The sequence below is a fragment of the Nonomuraea sp. PA05 genome (genome assembly GCF_008086045.1).
Taxonomy (GTDB): Bacteria; Actinomycetota; Actinomycetes; order Streptosporangiales; family Streptosporangiaceae; genus Nonomuraea; species Nonomuraea monospora.
On record NZ_VSEY01000074.1, the window covers coordinates 22,469 to 42,151 of the forward strand.

Annotated in this window: 20 protein-coding genes; 10 read left to right on the forward strand and 10 right to left on the reverse strand. The window is 70.8% G+C overall.

From position 1 onward, the window contains the following. Positions 1-826: 826 nt before the first annotated feature. From FXF51_RS57535 to FXF51_RS57545, 4 genes are all read right to left on the reverse strand, one after another. The gene (locus FXF51_RS57535; protein WP_148443343.1) at positions 827-2,737 is read right to left on the reverse strand and encodes a hypothetical protein; all 1,911 of its coding nucleotides are present in this window, start codon (positions 2,735-2,737) and stop codon (positions 827-829) included. Then, on the reverse strand, positions 2,722-3,480 hold the full coding sequence (locus FXF51_RS57540) for an ABC transporter ATP-binding protein (RefSeq protein ID WP_148443344.1): 759 nt from the start codon (positions 3,478-3,480) through the stop codon (positions 2,722-2,724). Before FXF51_RS57540 ends, FXF51_RS57535 begins: the two co-directional genes overlap by 16 nt. A gap of 262 nt (positions 3,481-3,742) precedes the next feature. Further along, on the reverse strand, positions 3,743-3,901 hold the full coding sequence (locus tag FXF51_RS61615; RefSeq protein WP_187415154.1) for a hypothetical protein: 159 nt from the start codon (positions 3,899-3,901) through the stop codon (positions 3,743-3,745). A 20-nt stretch (positions 3,902-3,921) separates the two neighbouring features. Then, a complete protein-coding gene (locus FXF51_RS57545; protein WP_148443345.1) occupies positions 3,922-4,491 on the reverse strand; it encodes a dihydrofolate reductase family protein in 570 nt (189 codons plus the stop codon). 71 nt (positions 4,492-4,562) lie between these two features. Here FXF51_RS57545 and FXF51_RS57550 point away from each other — a divergent pair, with 71 nt between their 5' ends. Then, positions 4,563-5,135, forward strand: a complete 573-nt coding sequence (locus tag FXF51_RS57550; RefSeq protein ID WP_148443346.1) for a TetR/AcrR family transcriptional regulator — start codon at positions 4,563-4,565, stop codon at positions 5,133-5,135. A gap of 54 nt (positions 5,136-5,189) precedes the next feature. On the opposite strand, the gene FXF51_RS57555 is transcribed toward FXF51_RS57550, so the two are convergent. Together FXF51_RS57555 and FXF51_RS57560 are read right to left on the reverse strand one after the other, a co-directional pair. Continuing rightward, on the reverse strand, positions 5,190-5,696 hold the full coding sequence (locus FXF51_RS57555; protein WP_148443347.1) for a DinB family protein: 507 nt from the start codon (positions 5,694-5,696) through the stop codon (positions 5,190-5,192). 168 nt (positions 5,697-5,864) lie between these two features. Next, positions 5,865-6,551, reverse strand: a complete 687-nt coding sequence (locus FXF51_RS57560) for a helix-turn-helix transcriptional regulator (RefSeq protein WP_148443348.1) — start codon at positions 6,549-6,551, stop codon at positions 5,865-5,867. 117 nt (positions 6,552-6,668) lie between these two features. Here FXF51_RS57560 and folE point away from each other — a divergent pair, with 117 nt between their 5' ends. From folE to FXF51_RS57590, 6 genes are all read left to right on the forward strand, one after another. After that, complete coding sequence (gene folE, locus FXF51_RS57565; protein WP_148443349.1) at positions 6,669-7,295, forward strand: GTP cyclohydrolase I FolE; 627 nt, start codon at positions 6,669-6,671, stop codon at positions 7,293-7,295. 63 nt (positions 7,296-7,358) lie between these two features. Further along, positions 7,359-8,600, forward strand: a complete 1,242-nt coding sequence (locus FXF51_RS57570) for an NAD(P)/FAD-dependent oxidoreductase (RefSeq protein ID WP_262380581.1) — start codon at positions 7,359-7,361, stop codon at positions 8,598-8,600. A 193-nt stretch (positions 8,601-8,793) separates the two neighbouring features. Further along, complete coding sequence (locus FXF51_RS57575) at positions 8,794-9,849, forward strand: iron-siderophore ABC transporter substrate-binding protein (protein ID WP_148443350.1); 1,056 nt, start codon at positions 8,794-8,796, stop codon at positions 9,847-9,849. A 2-nt stretch (positions 9,850-9,851) separates the two neighbouring features. Continuing rightward, a complete protein-coding gene (locus FXF51_RS57580; protein WP_262380582.1) occupies positions 9,852-10,892 on the forward strand; it encodes a FecCD family ABC transporter permease in 1,041 nt (346 codons plus the stop codon). 35 nt (positions 10,893-10,927) lie between these two features. Continuing rightward, positions 10,928-11,926: a FecCD family ABC transporter permease gene (locus FXF51_RS57585; RefSeq protein WP_148443363.1), complete on the forward strand. Its 999-nt coding sequence runs from the start codon at positions 10,928-10,930 to the stop codon at positions 11,924-11,926. Beyond that, complete coding sequence (locus tag FXF51_RS57590) at positions 11,923-12,723, forward strand: ABC transporter ATP-binding protein (RefSeq protein WP_222871958.1); 801 nt, start codon at positions 11,923-11,925, stop codon at positions 12,721-12,723. Before FXF51_RS57585 ends, FXF51_RS57590 begins: the two co-directional genes overlap by 4 nt. Before the next feature lie 83 nt (positions 12,724-12,806). Here the strand turns inward: FXF51_RS57590 and FXF51_RS57595 are convergent, their stop codons facing one another. Beyond that, on the reverse strand, positions 12,807-13,298 hold the full coding sequence (locus tag FXF51_RS57595) for an SRPBCC family protein (protein ID WP_148443352.1): 492 nt from the start codon (positions 13,296-13,298) through the stop codon (positions 12,807-12,809). Between the two features lie 89 nt (positions 13,299-13,387). Here FXF51_RS57595 and FXF51_RS57600 point away from each other — a divergent pair, with 89 nt between their 5' ends. Together FXF51_RS57600 and FXF51_RS57605 are read left to right on the forward strand one after the other, a co-directional pair. After that, the gene (locus FXF51_RS57600; RefSeq protein ID WP_148443353.1) at positions 13,388-13,594 is read left to right on the forward strand and encodes a hypothetical protein; all 207 of its coding nucleotides are present in this window, start codon (positions 13,388-13,390) and stop codon (positions 13,592-13,594) included. A 106-nt stretch (positions 13,595-13,700) separates the two neighbouring features. Continuing rightward, positions 13,701-14,117: a hypothetical protein gene (locus tag FXF51_RS57605; protein WP_148443354.1), complete on the forward strand. Its 417-nt coding sequence runs from the start codon at positions 13,701-13,703 to the stop codon at positions 14,115-14,117. A gap of 485 nt (positions 14,118-14,602) precedes the next feature. Here FXF51_RS57605 and FXF51_RS57610 read toward each other — a convergent pair whose 3' ends face one another. Then, positions 14,603-15,304, reverse strand: coding sequence for a helix-turn-helix domain-containing protein (locus FXF51_RS57610; protein ID WP_148443355.1), 702 nt, complete (start codon positions 15,302-15,304; stop codon positions 14,603-14,605). Positions 15,305-15,476: 172 nt separating this feature from the next. Here FXF51_RS57610 and FXF51_RS57615 point away from each other — a divergent pair, with 172 nt between their 5' ends. Then, a complete protein-coding gene (locus FXF51_RS57615; RefSeq protein ID WP_148443356.1) occupies positions 15,477-16,412 on the forward strand; it encodes an endonuclease/exonuclease/phosphatase family protein in 936 nt (311 codons plus the stop codon). 161 nt (positions 16,413-16,573) lie between these two features. Here FXF51_RS57615 and FXF51_RS57620 read toward each other — a convergent pair whose 3' ends face one another. Both FXF51_RS57620 and FXF51_RS57625 read right to left on the reverse strand, forming a co-directional pair. Beyond that, positions 16,574-17,818 carry an NAD(P)/FAD-dependent oxidoreductase gene (locus FXF51_RS57620; RefSeq protein WP_148443357.1) on the reverse strand — a complete coding sequence of 415 codons (1,245 nt, stop codon included), beginning with the start codon at positions 17,816-17,818 and terminating at the stop codon, positions 16,574-16,576. A 136-nt stretch (positions 17,819-17,954) separates the two neighbouring features. Next, positions 17,955-19,595 carry a PucR family transcriptional regulator gene (locus FXF51_RS57625; protein WP_148443358.1) on the reverse strand — a complete coding sequence of 547 codons (1,641 nt, stop codon included), beginning with the start codon at positions 19,593-19,595 and terminating at the stop codon, positions 17,955-17,957. Between the last annotated feature and the right edge of the window lie 88 nt (positions 19,596-19,683).

The following is a 19,683-nucleotide window of genomic DNA, read 5'->3' on the forward strand; positions in this document are numbered from 1 at the left end:
CGCTCTGACCCACCTGGCCGCCCCCGGCCGCACCGCCCCCGAACTCCAGGCAAAAGTCGCCACCAGGACCTGGGCAGCCTCGGCCGCTACGTCCGCCTGGGCGAGGAAACAAGTGCCCGCGTCACCGCCGAGCACGACCCCGCTGCCCAGCGACACCGACGCTGACCAGACGAGGCCAAGGGTCCAAGCCGTACCCCGCCCATTCCTGCACTCAACTGTAGGTCGACTTAGAGCTGCAGTTCCACCGCGATCATGATGCTGGTAGGTTTCCGGCGAGGCTTGCAGCGTCATCAAAGCGACACATCTGTTACCGAACGTCACCTACCGTGACACGACGTAGATCAAAGTTGCGCTGTGAGATCGAACGGACTCCGGCGTTAACGACGGTTGGAAGCACGCCACGGCAGGGGTTCGCTGACCTGGGAGAACCCCGCTAACGCCGGATCCCGTTCCATATCTCACACCCCGATCCGGCAGCCCCCATCCGGCATGCCCGTGAACGAAGGACGCCCATGCGCGCTTGCGGCGGACGGCCACGGCGAACTCGTCGAACCTGCGGTGTTGGTTGGTCACCATGAGCGGCGTGGGTGTCGGCTCGGATCGGTTCGCCGGAGCAGGACCGGCGTGGGCCGGTCGGTGGTGTACGCGCGTGCCGCGTTGATCCCGGCGACCGGCACGTCCTTCCACCACCCCGCCGGCAAGAGCTGCGATGGTTGTCTTGGGCGGTCAGCCTCCCCACAGGTCAACGACAAGCGGCCGATCTCTGGGGCGTGAGTTCGGCCCGGAACGCTCGCCGTCCTGCTGGCGGAGCACGACATGGTCCTCGTCATGGATGTTCGGGGCTGCCTGTTCGTCCTGAGGCGCCTGCGGTGTTCTGCGAAGGCGAAGGTACGGATCCGGCCTGGAGTCGCCTCTTCTCGGCCTGGTACACCTGGTAGGCGGCCCAGAAGCCGGCGAGTCCGATCGCGACCATGACGGCGATCACCGGCCACTGCCACGGCTCTGGTACGTGCAGGGCGAGGAACCAGACCTTGCTCTGCGAGCCGCTGAGCTTGATGCCCAAGGGGGCCAGGCCCTGCGGGAACAGTCCGAGGACGCCCACGGCCATGGCGGACCACATGAGGGTCTGACGTCTGCCCGGCATCGTCGCGAACGGGGACTCTTCAGTCTTCCCGGCGGGGGCGTCCGGTTTGCCCGATCGCATCAGGTGCAGCAGTTCGGGTCCCTTGTCCCGCAGTGCCCTGGCCGCCGCCGAGCCGAACAGTACATGACAGAGCACCCCGGTGAGCAGCCCGACCGGGACGCTCGCCCACAGCAAGGCGGGCAGGTCCAGGGCGTGGCCCGCCCAGGCGGCCCCGAGCGCGGGGCACAACGCGAGGGCGACCAGGAAGACCATCAGGAAGGACTGGCCGGTGACGTCACCGTGGTCCATCGGCGAGTTCTTGCTCTTGTGCGGGTCCGGACCGGGCACCAGGGCGACGACGGAGACCCAGGCCAGCAGGCCCGAGCCGCCGCCGAGCGCGGCGAGGGTGGCGGCCAGCGCCCACGGCACCAGGGCGGCATCGCCGTGCAGCAGGCAGCCGGCGAGCGTCAGCGCCAGCGTCAGCGGCCCGAAGACGGTCAGCCACGCCAGCTGCCGGGCACGGACGTCGGCCTTCTCCTTGCCCGGCACCGTCAGGGTCAGCCAGAGCGCCGTGCCGTCCTGGCCGTAGGAGTTGGCGCAGGTCGCGGCGGCCATCAAGGCGGCGGCCGCGCCGACGAACGGGAAGGCGGCGGTGAAGCCGAAGATCAGCGGGAACAGCGCGGTGATGATCGAGAAGGCGGGGCCCATCACGATGTTCTGGGTGCGTATCGGGTCGCGCCACCAGGTACGCAGTTCCTTGAGGTAGATGGCCCCCAGGTCGCCCCGGAACAGGGCTCGGATCAAGGGGCCCCGCCGCGCGGAGGAGCCGCGGACCACCGGGCGGGCGATCCGCTTCGGCCCGAGCAGGGCGCTCCAGGCCAGGAACAACGCGGCCACGACCACGGCCAGGGCCAGCAGCGGTCCCACCGTCCACAGCCAGTCGCCGCGGCCGGCCGCCTCGACGGCGATCAGGCTCCAACTGGACGGCAGCGAGCGCACCACCGTGGAGAAGGCGGGCGGGAAACCGTACTCCAGCAGCAGAGAGACCCCGATGACGAGGATCCAGGAGAAGGAGGACAGCGAGACCATCGCGGCGGTGACGGTCGCGGTGACGACCCCGCCGAGCCGGGACTTGGCCAGCAGGCGGAACAGCAGCGTGACCACCCGGGACAGCAGCACCACCAGGAGCAGTAGCAGCACTGCCCCGGGGACCGCCACCACGACGGCCACCCAGCTCAGCCGGGCGGCGAAGACGATCAGCGCGCAGAACGCCAGCAGCGTGATGGCGGTGGTGCCGGCGACCAGGGCGGCGGCGAGCAGGCCCATGGCCAGCGTGCGACGCGCCACGGGCTGGCGGTGGAAGTGCTCCCCGTTGAGCGGCGGTTCGCCGGCGAAGATCGGGCCGGCCATCCAGCCCAGCGCCCACAGCGCGAACGTCACCGCGAGCAGGTCCATCAGCAGCCGCGGGTGGGAGAAGTCAAGGAAGGCCAGCACCAGGGTGACGACGGCGAGGCAGATGCCGGCGCTGTAGCCCAGGCCGTTGAGTGCCCTCTGGGCGTCGGTCGTGCTGTGCCGCAGCACGGCCAGCTTCATCCGGATCAGGACGCCAACCACGACAGCCCCTCCCCGCCGCCGACCGTGACGCCGACCAGGTCGACGAAGGTCTCCTCCAACGTACGGCCGCCGCGAATCTCATCCAGGGGGCCCTCTGCGACCACGCGTCCCCGGGCCATCACGGCGACGGTGTCGCAGAGCTCCTCGACGAGCGCCATGACATGGCTGGACAGCAGCACCGAGCCGCCATGGCCCACGAACCTCTTGAGAATCCTCTTGATGGTGGCGGCGGAGACCGGGTCGACGGCCTCCAGGGGTTCGTCGAGCACCAGGACTCTGGGGGCGTGCAGCAGCGCGGTCGCCAGGCCGATCTTCTTGCGCATCCCGGTGGAGTAGTCCACCACCAGCGTGCGTTCGGCTGAGCCGTCGAGCTCCATGACGGCGAGCAGTTCCTCCGCCCGCCGGGCGGCCTCCCCGGCGCTCAGGTCGTGCAGCTGTCCGAGGTAGGTGAGGAGCTCGCGGCCGGTGAGCCGCTCCGGCATGGCCAGCCCGTCCGGCAGGACTCCCATCAGGCGGCGCGCCAGCAGCGGCTCCTTCCACACGTCGATGCCGTGGACCAGCGCGCGTCCCGCGTCCGGTCTGAGCAGCCCGACGGCCATGGACAGAGCGGTCGTCTTGCCCGCTCCGTTCGGCCCGACCAGGCCGTAGAACGATCCCTGGGGGACGGTGAGATCGACGTGGTCGACGGCGATCTTCTCGCCGAACGTCTTCGCGAGGCCGGCGATCTTGAGGGCAGGGGTCATGGTGTCTTTCTGCTGTGTCGAAGGGGGTGAAGAGGCCGGACAGTTCGCAGGTCGAAGTCACGGCCGGGCGATCAAGATCGAGACCAGGCATCGGGTGGAGAAGCTGGACTGCCGAGCCGCCCGGTGTCAGTCGATGCCTGGTAGAGGGTGGTCCAGCAGTCGCGGCGCAGCCGGGGGCCATGCGCCGGGTCCATCGCCGTTTCGGCCCTCGGAGGCTGAGTTCCTCCAGCGGATCGCCACGGCGGATGGAGCGCCGCCTCGCTCAGTACCCGCCGCGGCGAGGGGCGGCGGTCGGGCGACGGGAGAGGTTGGCCTGTCCGGTGGGCTTGAGGTCGCGCGCCGGATGGTCGTGCCGGTGCGGCAAGCGGGTTTGGTGCTCGGCCTTGGCCTGGGTGATCGCGGTGGGGAGTTTGATGTGCATGCGTGTTCCCTCGGGGGTTTCTAGGCCTTGGTGAGCCAGGTGATCTGGGCGCCGTTGTCGAAGGACTCGCGCCGGGTGGGGGTGAACAGGGTGGGGCGGAAGTGTCCGGAGAACACGGGGACGCCCGTTCCCGCCACCACGGGATAGCTCTTGAGGATGATCTCGTCGATCTCCGGGAGCAGGGCAGCGGCGAGCTTGCCGCCGCCGCAGAGGTAGATGTCCATGCCGGTGTCCTCGGCCTTCAGCCGCCGGGCGAGCTCGATCGGATCGCCCGTCTCCACCGTGACCGTGGGGTCGTCGGCCGTCAGCTTGCTGGAGACGACGTACTGGCGCAGATGGGAGTACGGGCTGGTGATGGAGGCGCCCGCGGCCTCGTAGGTGCCGCGGCCCATCACCAGGGTGTCGAAGACCTGGTTGGGCACGCCCTCAAGGCCGACGAGCTTCTGGATGTGGGTGGGGACGGTCTCGGGGAAGCGCTGGTTGACCCAGGCGGCCATCTGGTTCGACACGGGGTAGAAGTCGACCTCGGCGTTGGGGCCGGCGATGTAGCCGTCGAGCGAGACGCCGATGTAGTAGACAAGCTTTCGCATCTGATAACTCCTGACGTAGTACTCTGTTTGGAGTGGTCAAAACGTAGTACTACAAACGGAGTGGTGTCAAGTTGCGGAGAAATCCCGAACGACGGCAGGCGCTGATCGACGCGGCCATCGAGGTGCTGGCCAGGGAAGGAGCGCGCGGGCTGACCTTCCGGGCCGTGGATGCGGAGGCGGCCGTGCCCTCGGGCACGGCCTCCAACTACTTCGCCAACCGCGACGACCTGTTCACCCAAGTCGGTGGACGCATCTATGAGCGGCTGCCGCCCGACGAGGCCGCGATCGCCCGCAACCAGGAAGGCGTGCAGGACCGGACTCGCTACGCCGAGCTCATGCACGAACTGGTAGATCGGGTCTGCGCCTTCAACTCCGGCTACCTGGCCCTGCTCGAGCTTCGGCTGGAGTCCACTCGCCGCCCTGAGCTGCGGGCGGTGCTGACCAGGCGCATCCGGGAGGACATCGACGCCAACATCGGCTACCACGCCGCCTCGGGGCTGCCTGGCGACTCGACCTCGGTGGCGCTCCTCTACCTCGCGCTGAACCGGCTCATCGTGGAACGGCTACCACTGCCCGACCTCTTCACCGAGCGGGAGATCCGTGAGCTGGTGGAGGCCGCAGTGCGAAGATCGCTGAATGCCTGACGTGTGAGAGTTCTTGAGTTGAGTGAGCTGAGCGAATGCGCGGACAGGCCGCGTTCACAGGCCGGTGGCACCGTCGATGAGTTCACGCAGAATGTCAGCATGTCCGGCGTGCTGGGCGGTCTCCTCAATCATGTGGGCGTAGATCCACCTCAGCGACACCTCACCGAGCCTCTCTGACGGCACCGCGTCGTCGGGTGTGAAGCCGGCTGCGATACGCCGATTCTCCTCACACACCGTGTCGTACTCCGCGATGAGGCCGGCGAGGGTGTCGTCGGGGCTCAATTCCCAGCTCTGATCATCTCCGCGGGAGTTGCCGGGGATGTCGGCCGGGTCGCGCTGCGCAAGCTGACGTTGGAACCAGTTCCTTTCCACTGCGGTCAGATGCTTGATCAGCCCTGCCAGGGTCGTCATGGACGGCACGATCCGTCGTCGCGCGTCCGCTTCGGAGACCCCGGCGATCTTTGCCTTGATCTGCCGGCGCTGGCAGTCGAGGAACGCCTCCAGAACCTCGCGTTCGGTGCCGGTACTGACAAGTTCTTCCGGCCACAACGGTGTCGACACGTCACGCCTCCGTCTTGCATCGAACAGTGCTGCGCGCGCCGCTGCGGTAAAGCCGGCTGGGGATGGGCTGCAATGACACGGGCGTTGGTGAGCTTAGTGGGGATTTCCGCCATGATCTCCACCCGCCGGCCCCCGCCGCCGGTTGAACGTCGCGTGCGGTGAGCGGGTTCAGCCGCTCGGGTGGAGGCGGACGCAGCAGTGCCCGGGGGCGGGTTCCAGGCGTGCGGTGACGTCCGTCGCGGCCAGCCCTTCGAGCAGGCCGGTCAGGAGGCACAGGTTCATGCCGCAGACCATCGCGGTGTGCCGCCGGGCCAGGTCGTGGAAGGGGCAGTTGACCAGGGCGATGGTGTCGCCGTTCGCGCGCGGCTCGAAGCCGAGGGACTCCAGGGCCTGCACGACCGCGGCAGGGGTGCCGCGTTCGGAAGCGTCGCGGCCGAGGTCGCGGCCCAGCTCGCGGGCGCGGCGCTCGAGCACGTCGCGCGGCGGTTCGCCCGAGGTCTGGGCCTCCTGGAGGGCGTCGGCGAGCAGGTGGGCGGCCATCTCGTAGTGCCGGTCCGGCAGGGAGACCGCGATCTGCCCGGGCGCGCGGCGGTAGAGCTTGGCGGGACGGCCGGCGCCGGGGCCGGTGCGGCCGGTGCGGCGCTGGTAGACGGCTTCGAGCAGCCCCTCGGCCACCAGTTTGTCGAGGTGGAAGGAGACGGTGTTGCGCGGCGTCTGCACGGCGTCCGCGGCCTGGTCGCGGCTCACCGGGGCGGGTTGCCGCACCACGAACTCGTACAGGCGGCGCCGGGTCGGCTCGTCGAGCGCCGCGATGGCGGAGATGCGGGCCGGCCATGCGCCGTTGACTTCGCCCATTCTAAAACCCACTCCTGTTGACTAAATTGCCGGTCACCTTCTAATGTTAACGAAACTCGTTGATAGAAGAAGGGGTGACGTGATGCGGGACGCATCCGACGATCGCGGGCGGGCGGCATGAGCGAGACCGTCGCGGCTCCGTCCGCCGCTCCCGACCAGCAGCAGCGGCGCCTGCGGGTGGTTCGCGGCGGCGGCGTGGACGTCGAGGCCGCGCAGCGGGCGGTGGCCGACCTGCTGACCGCGCTGGGCCGGGACGCGGAGTCCGAGCACCTGGCCGACACGCCCAGGCGGGTCGCGCACGCGTACGCCGAGCTGCTCGCGCCGCGCGAGTTCAACCTGACGAGCTTCCCCAACGAGGAGGGGTACGACGAGCTCGTGCTCGCCCGCGACATCCCGGTGCAGTCGCTGTGCGAGCACCACCTGTTGCCGTTCCAGGGCGTGGCGCACGTGGGCTACCTGCCCGGCGACCGCATCCTGGGGCTGTCGAAGCTGGCCCGTGTCGTCGAGCTGTTCGCCCGCGACCTTCAGGTGCAGGAGCGGCTGACCAAGCAGGTGGCCGACTGGTTGCAGCAGCATCTGGCGCCCAAGGGGGTCGGTGTGGTGATCGAGGCCGAGCACCTGTGCATGTCGATGCGCGGCGTACGCGTGCGCGGGTCCCGCACGGTCACCTCCGCCATGCAGGGGCGGCTGCGCGAGGACGCCCGCTCCCGGCAGGAGTTCTTCGCGCTGTCCGGGGTCCACTGAGGCGGGTACGTCCAGCCTTCTCACCTTGACGCGTTGGCCGAACGAACAGACAGGAGATCGATGATGCCGGCCACTTTTGTGATCGCTGGAGGCGGATTGGCCGCGGCCAAGACCGCCGAGGGCCTGCGCGCGGAGGGGTTCGACGGCGCGATCGTCCTCGTGGGACGCGAGCCGCACCTGCCCTACGAGCGGCCTCCGCTGTCGAAGGGCTATCTACAGGGCGGCGACGAACGGCAGAAAATCTTCGTGCACGACGCGGACTGGTACCGCGACCACGCCGTGGACCTGCGCACCGGAGTGACGGTCACCGGCCTCGACCCCGCCGCGCACCAGGTGACGCTCTCCGACGGCGGGTACCTCCGCTACGACAAGCTGCTGCTGGCCACCGGCGCCACCCCGCGCCGCCTGACCGTCCCCGGCCACGACCGCGGCAACGTGCTGTACCTGCGTACCGTGGACGACTGCGACCGCTTGCGCACCACGCTGTCCGCTCCCCGATCCGCCGCACTGTCCGCCGCCGGCCGCATCGCCGTCATCGGCGCGGGCTGGATCGGCCTGGAGACCGCCGCCGCGGCCCGCGCCGCCGGCGTCGAAGTCACCGTGATCGAGCAGGAGCGGCAGCCGCTGCTCGGCGCCCTCGGCCCCGAGATCGGCGCCGTCTTCGCGGCCCTGCACCGCGACCACGGGGTCGACCTGCGACTCGGCGCCCGCCTCGCCGAGATCACCGAGACCGGCGTACGCCTGGCCGACGGCACCCACATCGACGCGGACGCCGTGGTGGCCGGCATCGGCGCCGTCCCCGACACCGAGCTGGCCGCCTCCGCGGGCCTGACGATCGACAACGGCGTCAAGACCACCGCCGACCTGCGCACCAGCGACCCCGACATCTTCGCCGCCGGCGACGTCGCCAACGCCTACCACCCCCGCCTGGGCAGGCACGTCCGCGTCGAGCACTGGGCCAACGCGCTCAACCAGCCCGCCGTCGCCGCCCGCGTCATGCTCGGCCGGGAAGCCGTCTACGACGAGCTGCCCTACTTCTACACCGACCAGTACGACCTGGGCATGGAGTACCTCGGCCACGTCCCGCCCGGCGTTTCCCATGATGTCGTCATCCGTGGCGATGTGGCTGGGCGTGAGTTTCTCGCCTTCTGGCTGCGGGACGACGACACGGTGGCCGCGGCGATGAACGTCAACATCTGGGACCAGGGCGACCAGCTCAAGGCCCTCGTCGGCTCCCGGGTGGACCGGGGCGCGCTGGCCGATCCCGCGGTCCCGCTGGACGGGCTGGTCCGTTCCGGCGGGTGAGTCTTTTCACACGGCGGGGCTCCCGACCCGAGGGCTATTTGTCCCACTCAAGCTGGACTTGATCCGAAAGTACTGTAGGTTAGCCTTGCCTAAGTGCTTCGAGTTCAGGTTGTGGCCTGTGCGGCACCCGCAACCTGACGGTAGTGGTACGCCCGCGCGGGCCCCCAAGTGTGACAACGTACAGGGAACATCCATGCCGTTCAGGTTCACCCGCCGCCGCGCCCTCTCGGCCGTCGCCGCCTCCGCCTTGCTGGTCCTCACCGGTTGCGGCACGTCCGACCCCAAGCCCGCCGAGCCCGCGGCCTCCGCCGCCCCCACGGCGAGCGGCAGCCCGGCCGGCGCCTTTCCGGTGACGATCGACAGCGCCCTCGGCAAGGCGACGATCACCAAGCAGCCGGAGCGGATCGTCACCCTGGGCCAGGGCTCCGCGGAGACCGCGATCGCGCTCGGCCAGACGCCCGTCGGCATCGAGAGCTACGCGTGGGGCAGCGACAAGACCGGCTACCTGCCGTGGATCCACGAGGCGGTCACCAAGGCCGGCGGCACGCTGCCCAAGCAGTTCACCGGCGGCGAGGAGATCGACATCGAGGCCATCGTCGAACTCGAGCCCGACGTGATCCTGGCCCCGTGGTCGGGCATCACGGCCGACCAGTTCAAGATCCTGTCCGACATCGCGCCCACTGTCGCCTACCCGGACCTGGCGTGGAGCACGAACTGGGACCAGCAGATCGAGATCATCGCCAAGGCGCTGGGCAAGCCCGAGCAGGCCGCGACGCTGATCACCGGCATCGAGAAGCAGCTCGCCGACGCCGCCGCGACCCGGCCGCAGTACAAGGACGTGACCTTCTCCTACATCTACACCACCGGCCCCGGCACCCTCGGCGTGTTCAAGCCGGAGGAGCAGCGGGTCAAGATGGTCTCCTCGCTCGGCCTGACCGTGGACCCGGTCGTCGACACGTTCAAGGAGACCGAGGGCACCGACTCCGCCGTGATCGGCCTGGAGAACGGGCAGAAGCTGGCCAAGAGCGACCTGATCTTCACGTTCTACAGCGACGCGAAGACCCGCAAGGAGGTCGAGGCCCAGAAGCTGTACGCGGGCATCCCCGCGATCAAGCGCGGCTCGGTGGTGGCGAGCGACGACCAGCCTTTCGTCACCGCGTCCTCGATCATCAACCCGCTGACCGTGCCGTGGGTGATCGAGCGCTACCTGCCGCTCATCGACGAGGCGGTCGCGAAGCTCGACCGCTGACCGTGACCCCCACCGTCGTACGCACCGCGCCGGGAGGCGCGGGCGCCCCTCGCGCCCGCGCCTCCCGGCTGGTGTGGTTCCTGATCGCCGCGCTGGCCGTGCTGGCGCTGGCGATGCTGGCCAGCATCACCTTCGGCAGCCTGCCGACCTCCGTGGGCGACGCGGTGGACGTGCTGCGCGGCACCGCTGACGCCGACATCGCGGCGGTGGTGGAGAGCCGCTACCCGCGTACCGCGCTCGGCCTGCTGGCCGGGCTCGGCCTGGCCGTCGCGGGCACCATCATGCAGGGCGTCACCCGCAACCCGCTGGCCGACCCCGGCCTGCTCGGCATCACCTCAGGAGCCTCGGCCGGGGTCGTCAGCGCCACGGCCTTCCTGGGCGTGTCCGGCCAGTGGAACACCGTGTGGTGGGCGCTGCCCGGCGCGCTGCTGGCCGGCGTCCTCGTGCACGTGATCGGCTCGGCCGGGTCCGGCGCCGGGCTGGTCAGGCTCGTGCTGGCGGGCGCGGTCGTGTCCGCGGTGCTGACCGCGTACGTGCAGGCCGTGACCCTGGGCATGCCGAAGGTCTTCGACAGCTACCGCTACTGGGTGGTCGGCGCGCTCGGCGGGCGGGACTTCGACGTGCTGCTGTCGGTGCTGCCGGCGGCCGGGCTCGGCCTGGTCATGGCGCTGCTGCTGGCGCCCGCGCTCAACACGCTCGCGCTCGGCGACGAGTCCGCCTCCGCGCTCGGCGCCAGCCCCGGCCTCACCCGCGCGCTCGGGCTGGTCGCGGCCACCCTGCTCAGCGCGGCGGCGACCGCGGCCGTCGGCCCCATCGCCTTCATCGGCCTGGCCGTGCCGCACATCGTCAAAGCCGTCGTGGGCGCGGACGTCCGGGCCCAGATCGTCCTGTCGGCCGTCCTGGGGCCGGCGCTGCTGCTGCTCGCCGACGTGGCGGGCCGACTGGTGCTGCGCCCGCAGGAGCTGATGGTCGGGATCGTGACGGCGTTCATCGGCGCGCCGGCGCTGCTGGTCGCCGTACGCAGAATGAGGAGCGGGACGTGAGCAGGCCCAAGGGGTTCCTGGTGCTGGGACGGGCGATGGCCGTGCCCGTCTCGCGCGTCTCCGTCGTCACCGGCCTCGTCCTGCTCACGCTCGTGCTCGCCGCCTGCGCGGCCACGCTCTCACTCGGCCGCCTCGGCATCCCGCTCGCCGACCTTCCGGACGCCCTGACCGGGGGCGCGGGCGGCAAGGCCGCCTTCGTGCTGGGACGCCTGCGCGGCCCCCGCCTGGTCGTCGGCCTCGGTGCCGGCACGGCGCTGGGCCTGTCGGGGGCGCTGTTCCAGACCGTCACCCGCAACCCGCTGGGCAGCCCCGACGTGATCGGCCTGGCCGCTGGGGCGGGCGCGGGCGCGGCGGCCGTCGCGCTGCTGCTGCCCGGCGTGGTGCCGGTCCCGCTCGGCGCGCTGGCCGGCGCGGTGCTGGCCATCGCGCTGGTCTACCTCTCCACCGGCACCGGCTTCCGCAACCCCGGCCGTCTCATCGTGGCGGGCATCGGCGTCTCGGCGATCGCGGTGGCCTTCATCCAGTACGTCGTGTACGCCGTCGAGCGCGACAAGGCCACCGTGCTGACCGCGTACGTCAACGGCAGCCTGTCGGCCCGCTCCTGGGAGCACGCCGCCACCATCTGGATCGTCCTGCTGGTCGTGGCCCCGTTCGCGGCGGCGATCGCCGGCCGGCTCGGCCTGGCCGAGATGGGCGACGAGACGGCCGGCATGCTCGGCGCCGAGCCCGGCCGCACCAGGACGGCGGCCGTGGCGCTGTCGATCCTGCTGTCGGCGGGGGCCGTCGCGGTCGCCGGGCCGATCGCGTTCATCGCCCTGACCGCGCCGCAGATCGCCCGCCGCCTGACCCGCGGGACCGGCCCGCACCTGCTGCTCTCGGCGCTGACGGGCGCGCTGCTGCTGGTGCTGGCCGACCTGGCCGCCCAGCAGCTCCCGCTGCCGGTCAGCCTGCCCGTCGGCATCTACACGCTGGGCCTGGGCGGCCTCTACCTCGGCTACCTGCTGATCCGCGAATGGAAGAAGGGCACGCTATGAGCATGACCGGCCTGGCAGTACGGGACGTGACCGTTTCCTACGGCGGCGACCCGGTCGTGCGCGACGTCAGCCTCGACATCCCGCAGGGCGAACTGACCATGATCATCGGCCCGAACGGGTGCGGCAAGTCCACGCTGATCAAGACGCTGGCCCGGATCATGAAACCGGAGCGGGGCCAGGTGCTGCTGCACGGCCGCGACATCTGGTCCTACCGGGGCAGGCAGGCCGCCAGGCACGTCGCCCTGCTGCCGCAGAACCCGGTCGCGCCGGACGGCATCACCGTACGCGGCCTGGTGCGGCGCGGCCGCTTCCCGCATCACACGCTGCTGCGCCAGTGGTCGCCGGACGACGACACCGCGATCGGCTTCGCCCTGGAGCGCACCGGGCTGCACGACCTGGCCGAGGCGCAGGCGGGCGAGCTGTCCGGCGGCCAGCGCCAGCGCGCCTGGATCGCGATGGTGCTCGCCCAGCAGACCGACCTGCTGCTGCTGGACGAGCCGACGACCTTCCTCGACATCGCCCACCAGTACGACCTGCTGGAGCTCTGCCGCGAGCTGCACCGCGAGGGCAAGACGATCGTCGCCGTGCTGCACGACCTCAACCAGGCCGCCCGCTTCGCCTCGCACCTGATCGTGATGAAGGACGGCCGGGTGGTCGACCAGGGGCCACCGCCGCAGGTGCTGACGCCCGAGCTGGTCGGCGAGGTGTTCGGCCTGGCCTGCGACGTCATGCCGGACCCGCGTACGGCCACGCCCATGGTCATCCCGCACGCCTCGCTCACGCACGGAGCTCGTTGAGGCGACGTCAGCGGCCGGCGCCACCTCGGCCGCGGTCTCGGCCTCCTCGCGCTGCTGCCGGTCGTGACGTTCCCGCGAGCGCATCAGTCCTTCGCCTCGCGGACGTCCTTTCCCTCCTCGGCGAACGCCTTGAAGTCCAGCATGTGCTGTCGCGACTGCTTGCGGAAGGTGCCGGGCATCAACAGCCCCACCAGCCGCATCAGCAAGCCGCTGAACCGGTATTCGCTCTCGCTCACCCAGAGCGTCGTCTCAGGACCGGCTTCGGTCAGTCGCTCACGCACGGCGTTCCACATGCCCCCGCCGACGATCTCGCGGTCGAAGTGAACGACGCTCTCCTTCGGGATGCCGTGCAGGTCTGCCGGTTCCCGGCGCGTGATGGTCTCGATGGCCTCGAACTCCTGCTGCCCCATCCGCAACACGACCCGCGACTTGGTGCCGACCTGCCCATGCACCCCGTTCAGCGGCTCGTGCCGGACCAGACCCCGCAGCCACTTCGGCATGTGTGCCGGGTCGGCGAGCAACTGGACCGCCTTCTCCCGCGGCAGGGCGATTTCCATTGAAACGGTGTACTTCATGGCGAAGCGCTCCAGGTTCCTGAACGGGTCTACGCTAACAGCCTCGCCTCATCCCAGCCTCGTTCCGCGGGCGCGGGCGGTGCTTCCTCATGGCGCTGGACGCCGGCCTCCGGCTCCTGCTCATCGTGACCTTCGTCCGCACCCACCCGCACTGGTATCGCAGGGCACGGGGCGCCTGGCGGTCGCGCCGAGCCTGGGCGGCGGGGGCGGCCGTCGCGGTGTCCAGGTCGAGGTACGGCATCAGCGCCGCACGGCCCGCGAATCATCGCCCGGCCAGCCGGATGGTCGGGCTGTGAGACGGGGGTCGAGGTGGTGCTGGATCGGCACGGGCCGACATACCGCCCCTATACCGGGTTCGTTCTAGCGTTGCTCCTCGTTCGACACCCATGGAGAGGACCTGAAATGCGCAAGATCTGGACCTTGGCCGGGATCGCTGCCACCGCTGCGATCGTCGCCACCGGGGCAGCCCCGGCTACCGCAGCCGCAGCGCTGGCCACCTCGTCGAGTGCGCCGACCAACGCCAGCAACGTCAAGACCAAGGCGCACAGCAACAGGAGCGGTCTGGGAACGCTGCAGATGCGCTACGGCAAGTACAAGAACAAGACGTGGATCTGGGCCCGCATCGAGAACCCGACGAAGCTGGCCAACGACAAGTACGAGATCACAGTCGCCGCCCAGGGGACGTACCTCCACAAGAACATCAGCGGCACCAGCTACACCACGGCGTTCGAGGCCAAGGACGGCGTGAGGTACAAGGTGTGCATCGCCAAGATCGACGCGCAGCTGTGCACGGGCCCCGAGCTCGCGTGGGTCTACTGACTCGTTGAGGCCATCCACACGCCTGTGAGGGCGGGCGGCTTGTGCGAGATGGCGGCAGCGAGGCCGTCTGCTCGTGCTGGCCGCTCGGCGTCCCTGGAGAACCCCTGCGGCGCCGAAGGGGAGTAAGCACCAGGCGGGTGCCGACGGTCTGCATCAGCTCGCGTCTGCGCGTCGATGCCCGGAATCGTCAGTGTGCCGGTCCGTCTCCTGCTGAGGCAGGCCCGCGTTGAGGATCGTGCGCCCGCCGCCGCCGCCGTCATCCAGTCGGCGTGACCCTGGCTGTCCGCATGGCGCTGATCGAGTTCGTCGACCCGCGCGTGGGCCTCGCCGCGACCGTGGTCACCGGGCTGGCTCTGCCGCCCACCCTGCCGGCGATCGGCGTGATCGTCCTGAACCGCATCGCGAAGCAGTGGCGGGGGGTGAGCCATCCCGGGACTGCGCGCGCGAGAGAACGCGTCAGCGCGCGTCGCGCGGGAGCGCGAGGCTCAAAGGGGCGGGGCTTTGGTGTGCTGGACGATGGGGGAGGTGGACCGGACGACGCCGACGCCGGACACGGCCCGCCCATCGTTCTCCTTCCAAAGCTCGAAGTTGTAGCGGCCAGCGGCCAGTCCGGACCAGGTATGGACCTGCCAGGCGTTGCACTCGAACCGGGCGGACGTGCCGCCCGGACGTAACGCGATCCAGTACTCGGTCATCCCGCTGGGACACGACAACTTCGCCCAGACCTCAAGGTCTCCATCGGTCTGCTGAGTCCACTCGCGGGAGGTCACCTGCTTGTACATGTTCTTGACATGCCAGGCGAAGCCGCTGTCGGGGGAGACCGGGGGCGAAGCCGAGGCGCGCGCCGCGGTCGCGGGGCCCGGTCGCCCGCCTGAGAGCCAGAGATAACCGGCGCCCCCGACGACGACCACGACGGCGAGCCCGATGGCCACCAGAAGCCTCCAGGGCGTACGCCGCGTCGGCTCCTCGACAGGCGGTTCGCCCGCAATCTGGCGCCACCGTATCTCCCAGCCGGCGGGGTTCCCGCCACAAGCCGCAACGTACGATCGCACGAAGTCCAGCGGTGGCATCTCTCCAGGATTGAGGCGACGGGAGAGCGTGCTGGGGTGATAGCGCATTCGCCGCCCGATCTCCTGTAACGACAGTTCACCCCGCAACTGCCGTAGATCGTCGACGAACTCCGCCACAGGCCCCGACCCCCGGTCGATGGGCTGGTCCTTGCGTCCGCCTCGCGCCATGGCCCCGCTCCCGGTTGTTGCCTTTGTTGCTGCTATTGATTCGCAGTCCAGAAGCGGTGACAAGGCCCACCGAATGTGGCCAGCTTGCAGTGCGGATCACCCCCCACGAAAGGAGAGGGAGTTGACCACAAGATCGGTGATTCTGGTGACCGTAGTGATGCTGCTGTGCGCGGTCGGCGCCACGCCCGCGGGGGCGGTGCGGCCTCAGGCGCAGCACGGCGTCTCGTGGCAGCAGGCCATGGCGCACAACTTCCGCCAATTCTCGGCGGGCGTACCCCTCGAACGGGCGAATTTATGGGTCTCAGCCGCGCCTGGACCCACCACATGGACCCACAACATCTCCGGCAGCATCAAACACGGAGGGGATGCGAAGGCCCTGGATCCGCTCAAGTGGGCGATCGCCTCACAGCCCAACCTCCCGCTCTCCATCGGGATGCAGGAAGCCTGCCTCGGCCAGGTTCTGCTCATGACCGCCTGGCTCAGAGAGGCCAAGAACCCGAACTACCAGGTCTCCTTCCACAATCAGAACCCGGGTGGATGCGCCAACGGGCAGGACTTCGGCGTGGCCGTCTTCGCGATCGGAAAGCTCAGCGAGGCCCACGGGGCCTTCGCCAAGGCGAATCAGTTTCCCGGGGACGAGCAGCGCGGATTCGCCTGCATTCGATCCGTCTACAAATACCAGGCATGTTCCGCGCACATGACGCCGTGGCAGCAACTGGACGGCAGGGGAGGGGTGTACCAGAAGAAGCAGTTCCAAGAGATGCGGGACGTTGTCGCGTGGATACATGCCGCAACCGGAGATTCGGTCTACTGGGGCGGCGACTTCTACTTGACGCCATCGGGCATCACCAACAACTTCGGCGCCGGCTTCTTCGCCGACAACCCTGAGGGGGATATCTGTTTCGGCGCGCACCGAGCGACACACAGGCGCGATGACGGTCTCGAACGGAAGGTCGACTACGTCTTCAGGACGAAACCCGTCGAGTGCGGCCGCGATGCTACCGTCGGCTGGGTTCTCGACTGGAGCGACCACGCACTCCTCGGCGGGTACATCTAGCTCTCGCCGGAAACGTTCGCCCCATCCCTGCAGGGGTGGGGCGAACCCCTGCGCTCGATCCGAGCCTCGACGCGCTCGGTCATGAGCCTTCCGGCACGGCCGCTGCCCTTCGACGACATGCCGCCACCCTGACACGAACCGCGCGCAGAGCCTGCCGGCGTTCAGCGCAGGGGGTCGAAGTCGGCCAGGGCCTCGGGCCGCTTGCCGGTGGTGACCCACTCGGCCAGCAGCCGCCCGGTGATCGGGCCGTGGGCCAGGCCCCACATGCCGTGGCCGCCCGCCACGTAGACGGTCGGCGACGTGGTCGCGCCGATGAGCGGCCGTCCGTCCGAGGTGACCGGGCGCGGCCCCACCCAGACGTCGGTGCGCTCGTCCCACCGCACCCCCCGTAGCAGGGGACGGGCGGAGTCGATGATGGCCTTCACCCGGGCGGGCGCCTGCGGGGCGTCCGGGTCGCGGAACTCCATGGTGCCCGCCACCCGCAGCCCGCCCTGGTAGGGGGTGCAGGCGACCCGCACGTCCGGCAGGTAGACGGGGCCGGGCACGGGATGCTCGACCGGCACGGTGAAGGAGTAGCCGCGGCCCGCGCGTACCGGGACGCGCACGCCCCACTGCCGGGCCAGCCGGGGCAGCCAGGCGCCGGTGGCCAGCACCACCGCGTCGGCCGACAGGACGGTGCCCTTGGCCGAGGACACGATCGCCTTCCGGCCGTCGGTGCGCACGCTGTCGACGTCGAAGGCGTAGACGGTCGCGCCCCGGCTCATGACGGCCCTGCCGAGGGCGTGCACGAAGCCGCCCGGGTCGACGTAGCGCTGCCCGTCGATGCGTACCCCCGCGCCCAGCTCACCGCCGGCGAGCGGGACCTGCTCGGCGAGCCGCTCGCGATCCAGCACGGTGTGCTCGATGTGCTGCCCGACCGCCTGGAGTCTGCGCAGCTCGCGCAGCAGGCCTTCGGCCTGGCGGCGGGTGCGGAACGCGGCGGTGATCGGCGCGGCGACGACCGGGGCGGACACGCCGTTGGCCGCCAGCACCTCGTACGCCTCGACGCACTCGTCGTTGAGCGGCAGGTTGGCGCGCGCGGCGCGGGCCCAGGACCGCCAGCGGCTGTTGGCGGCGAAGCGCAGCAGGAACCCCCACAGCCCGGGGTCGAGACTGGCGGGCACGTGCAGCGGCGCGGCCGGGTCCAGCAGCGAGCGCAGGCCGTGGCGCAGCACGGAGGGCTCGTTCAGCGGGATGGCCAGGCCCGGCGCGACCCAGCCGGCGTTGCCCCAGGACGCGCCCGCCGCCACGCCGCCACGGTCGACCACGTCCACCTGGACGCCGCGTTCCTGCAGGTACCACGCGGTCGACAGGCCCACGACGCCCGCGCCCACCACGACCACCGAGCGCGGCCAGTTGCCTGCCATGTGCAACCTCCCAGAGGTACGAATGCCGATGTCGCAGCCAGCATGGCCCGGGCGGTCACATGGGGCGTTGTGGGCGGGCGACAATCGAGGCGGCGCGGTTGTGGATCATGCACAACGCTCCAGCCCGGGGTCGCTGCTAGAGCTGTTCCACCTCGTCCGAGGAGGCCGCCAGCATGATGGTCATGGCGAGGCGCTGGCGGGCGTCGTCCAGGTCCAGCGGGGCCAGCTCGCCCATCTTGCGCAGCCGGTTGCGGACGGTGTTGGGGTGGACGCCGAGCCGCTCGGCGGCCGAGGCGAGGTCGCCCTGGCTCTCCAGCCAGGCGCGCAGCGTGGCGGCGAAGTGGGTGCCGTGGCGGCTGTCGTGCCGCAGCAGCGTGGAGACCGGTCCGCGGGCCGGGACCCGGCCGGTGCGCGCGGCCGCGCGCAACCGTCGCAGCAGGATGTCGCCCCACGACTCGTCGTAGGCGGGCGGGACCGCGCCGGGCGGGCCGTCCTCGTGCAGCGCCAGGCACTCGTCGGCCTCCTGGCGGCTCGCGGGCAGCTCCGCCACCTCGGCGGGGGCGCCGATCCCGGCCGCGACGTGGACCTGGCCGGGCAGCTCGGCGCGCAGCGCGGTGATCCATCGGCGGGCCGACTCCGCCTGCTCCGCGGGCAGGATCGTGTAGAGCGTGTCGCCGAGCAGCGCGCTGCGCCCGGGGCGTGACCAGCCGAAACCGGTGGTGGCCTGCTCGAAGGCCAGCAGCAGCGCGGCTTGGCGCTCGCCGCCGGTATGGGCGCGCACCGCGACCACCCGCCACGGCCGCGCCGCCAGGCCCAGCCGGCTGATCGCCGTGACCGCGTCGGCGCTGCCGTCCAGCAGCCGGATGACCAGGTCCGACTCCACCTGCCGCTCCAGGTCGGCGCTGGCCCGCGAGCGCAGCAGGTGCAGCGCCACCGTACGGGCGCCGTCGGCCAGCGCGTGCCGGTGTGCGCCCGTCAGCGGACGTTCGCAGGTCACCCACACCGAGCCGAGCAGCTCGCGGCCGGCCCGCACCGCGACCGCCATCCGCCCGGTCAGCCCGTTGCCGGGGTCGGCCGGGACGAACACCGGCTCGTCCGCCGCCAGCCGGGTGAGCACGCCCTGCTGCTGGAACAGCTCACGCAGCCGGTCGGGGACGCGGCGGGCCAGGATGGTCTCCAGCCGGGCCGGATCGCCCGCCTCCTGCGAACGGGAGTAGGCCAGCACCCGCCAGTGCCGGTCCTCGATGGTCACCGCGCCGCCGATGACGTCGGCCAGGCTGTCGGCCAGCGCGAACAGGTCGGTCGGGCCGCGCCCGGAGGCGGTCTCGCGGCTCTCCAGCACCAGCCCGTACACCACGCCGGCCAGCTGGCTCCACGACACGGCGGGCTCGGCCAGCAGCACCGCCAGGTGGTGCCGGTCGCCCAAGGCGGCGGCCTGCCGCTCCACGCCCGCGCCGCCCCGGTCGCTCAGGGCGGCGGCCTCCACGTCCGCGTCCGCGCCGCCGCCGGGACCGGTCGCGTCGGCGCCGCCCTGGTCGCCGGGGCCGGTCGTGGGTGCCTTGACCAGGACGGCTGTGGCCTTGGCGGCGGTCGCCCACTCCATCGCCTCGGCGAGCGATGAGGCCCCGACGGCCAGGAGCAGGTCGCCGGAGACGTGGCGGTCGGCGGCATCGGCGACGGCCACGCTGCGCAGCCACGCGGTGCGTGCCTGGGGCCGGTTGCACAGCCGCACGCCGTACCCGCCGAGCACGTTCACCAGACGGTCCAGTGTGATCACGGTCAGCCCCTGTCCGGCGAACCGGTCGCGTCGAGCCGTTGTGCCTGCTGCTGCAGATGGGCGAGCATGGCCTTGCCCGCAGGGGTGA

Excerpts from the sequence above, each read along its gene's own strand:
- FXF51_RS57600 (WP_148443353.1), top strand. The coding sequence starts at position 13,388 with ATGGCGCTGGACGCCGGCCTCCGGCTCCTGCTCATCGTGACCTTCGTC.
- folE (WP_148443349.1), top strand. The coding sequence starts at position 6,669 with ATGAGCGAGACCGTCGCGGCTCCGTCCGCCGCTCCCGACCAGCAGCAG.
- FXF51_RS57575 (WP_148443350.1), top strand. The coding sequence starts at position 8,794 with ATGCCGTTCAGGTTCACCCGCCGCCGCGCCCTCTCGGCCGTCGCCGCC.
- FXF51_RS57585 (WP_148443363.1), top strand. The coding sequence starts at position 10,928 with ATGGCCGTGCCCGTCTCGCGCGTCTCCGTCGTCACCGGCCTCGTCCTG.
- FXF51_RS57540 (WP_148443344.1), bottom strand. The coding sequence starts at position 3,480 with ATGACCCCTGCCCTCAAGATCGCCGGCCTCGCGAAGACGTTCGGCGAG.
- FXF51_RS57620 (WP_148443357.1), bottom strand. The coding sequence starts at position 17,818 with ATGGCAGGCAACTGGCCGCGCTCGGTGGTCGTGGTGGGCGCGGGCGTC.
- FXF51_RS57590 (WP_222871958.1), top strand. The coding sequence starts at position 11,923 with ATGAGCATGACCGGCCTGGCAGTACGGGACGTGACCGTTTCCTACGGC.
- FXF51_RS61615 (WP_187415154.1), bottom strand. The coding sequence starts at position 3,901 with ATGCACATCAAACTCCCCACCGCGATCACCCAGGCCAAGGCCGAGCAC.
- FXF51_RS57605 (WP_148443354.1), top strand. The coding sequence starts at position 13,701 with ATGCGCAAGATCTGGACCTTGGCCGGGATCGCTGCCACCGCTGCGATC.
- FXF51_RS57570 (WP_262380581.1), top strand. The coding sequence starts at position 7,359 with ATGCCGGCCACTTTTGTGATCGCTGGAGGCGGATTGGCCGCGGCCAAG.
- FXF51_RS57595 (WP_148443352.1), bottom strand. The coding sequence starts at position 13,298 with ATGAAGTACACCGTTTCAATGGAAATCGCCCTGCCGCGGGAGAAGGCG.
- FXF51_RS57545 (WP_148443345.1), bottom strand. The coding sequence starts at position 4,491 with ATGCGAAAGCTTGTCTACTACATCGGCGTCTCGCTCGACGGCTACATC.
- FXF51_RS57560 (WP_148443348.1), bottom strand. The coding sequence starts at position 6,551 with ATGGGCGAAGTCAACGGCGCATGGCCGGCCCGCATCTCCGCCATCGCG.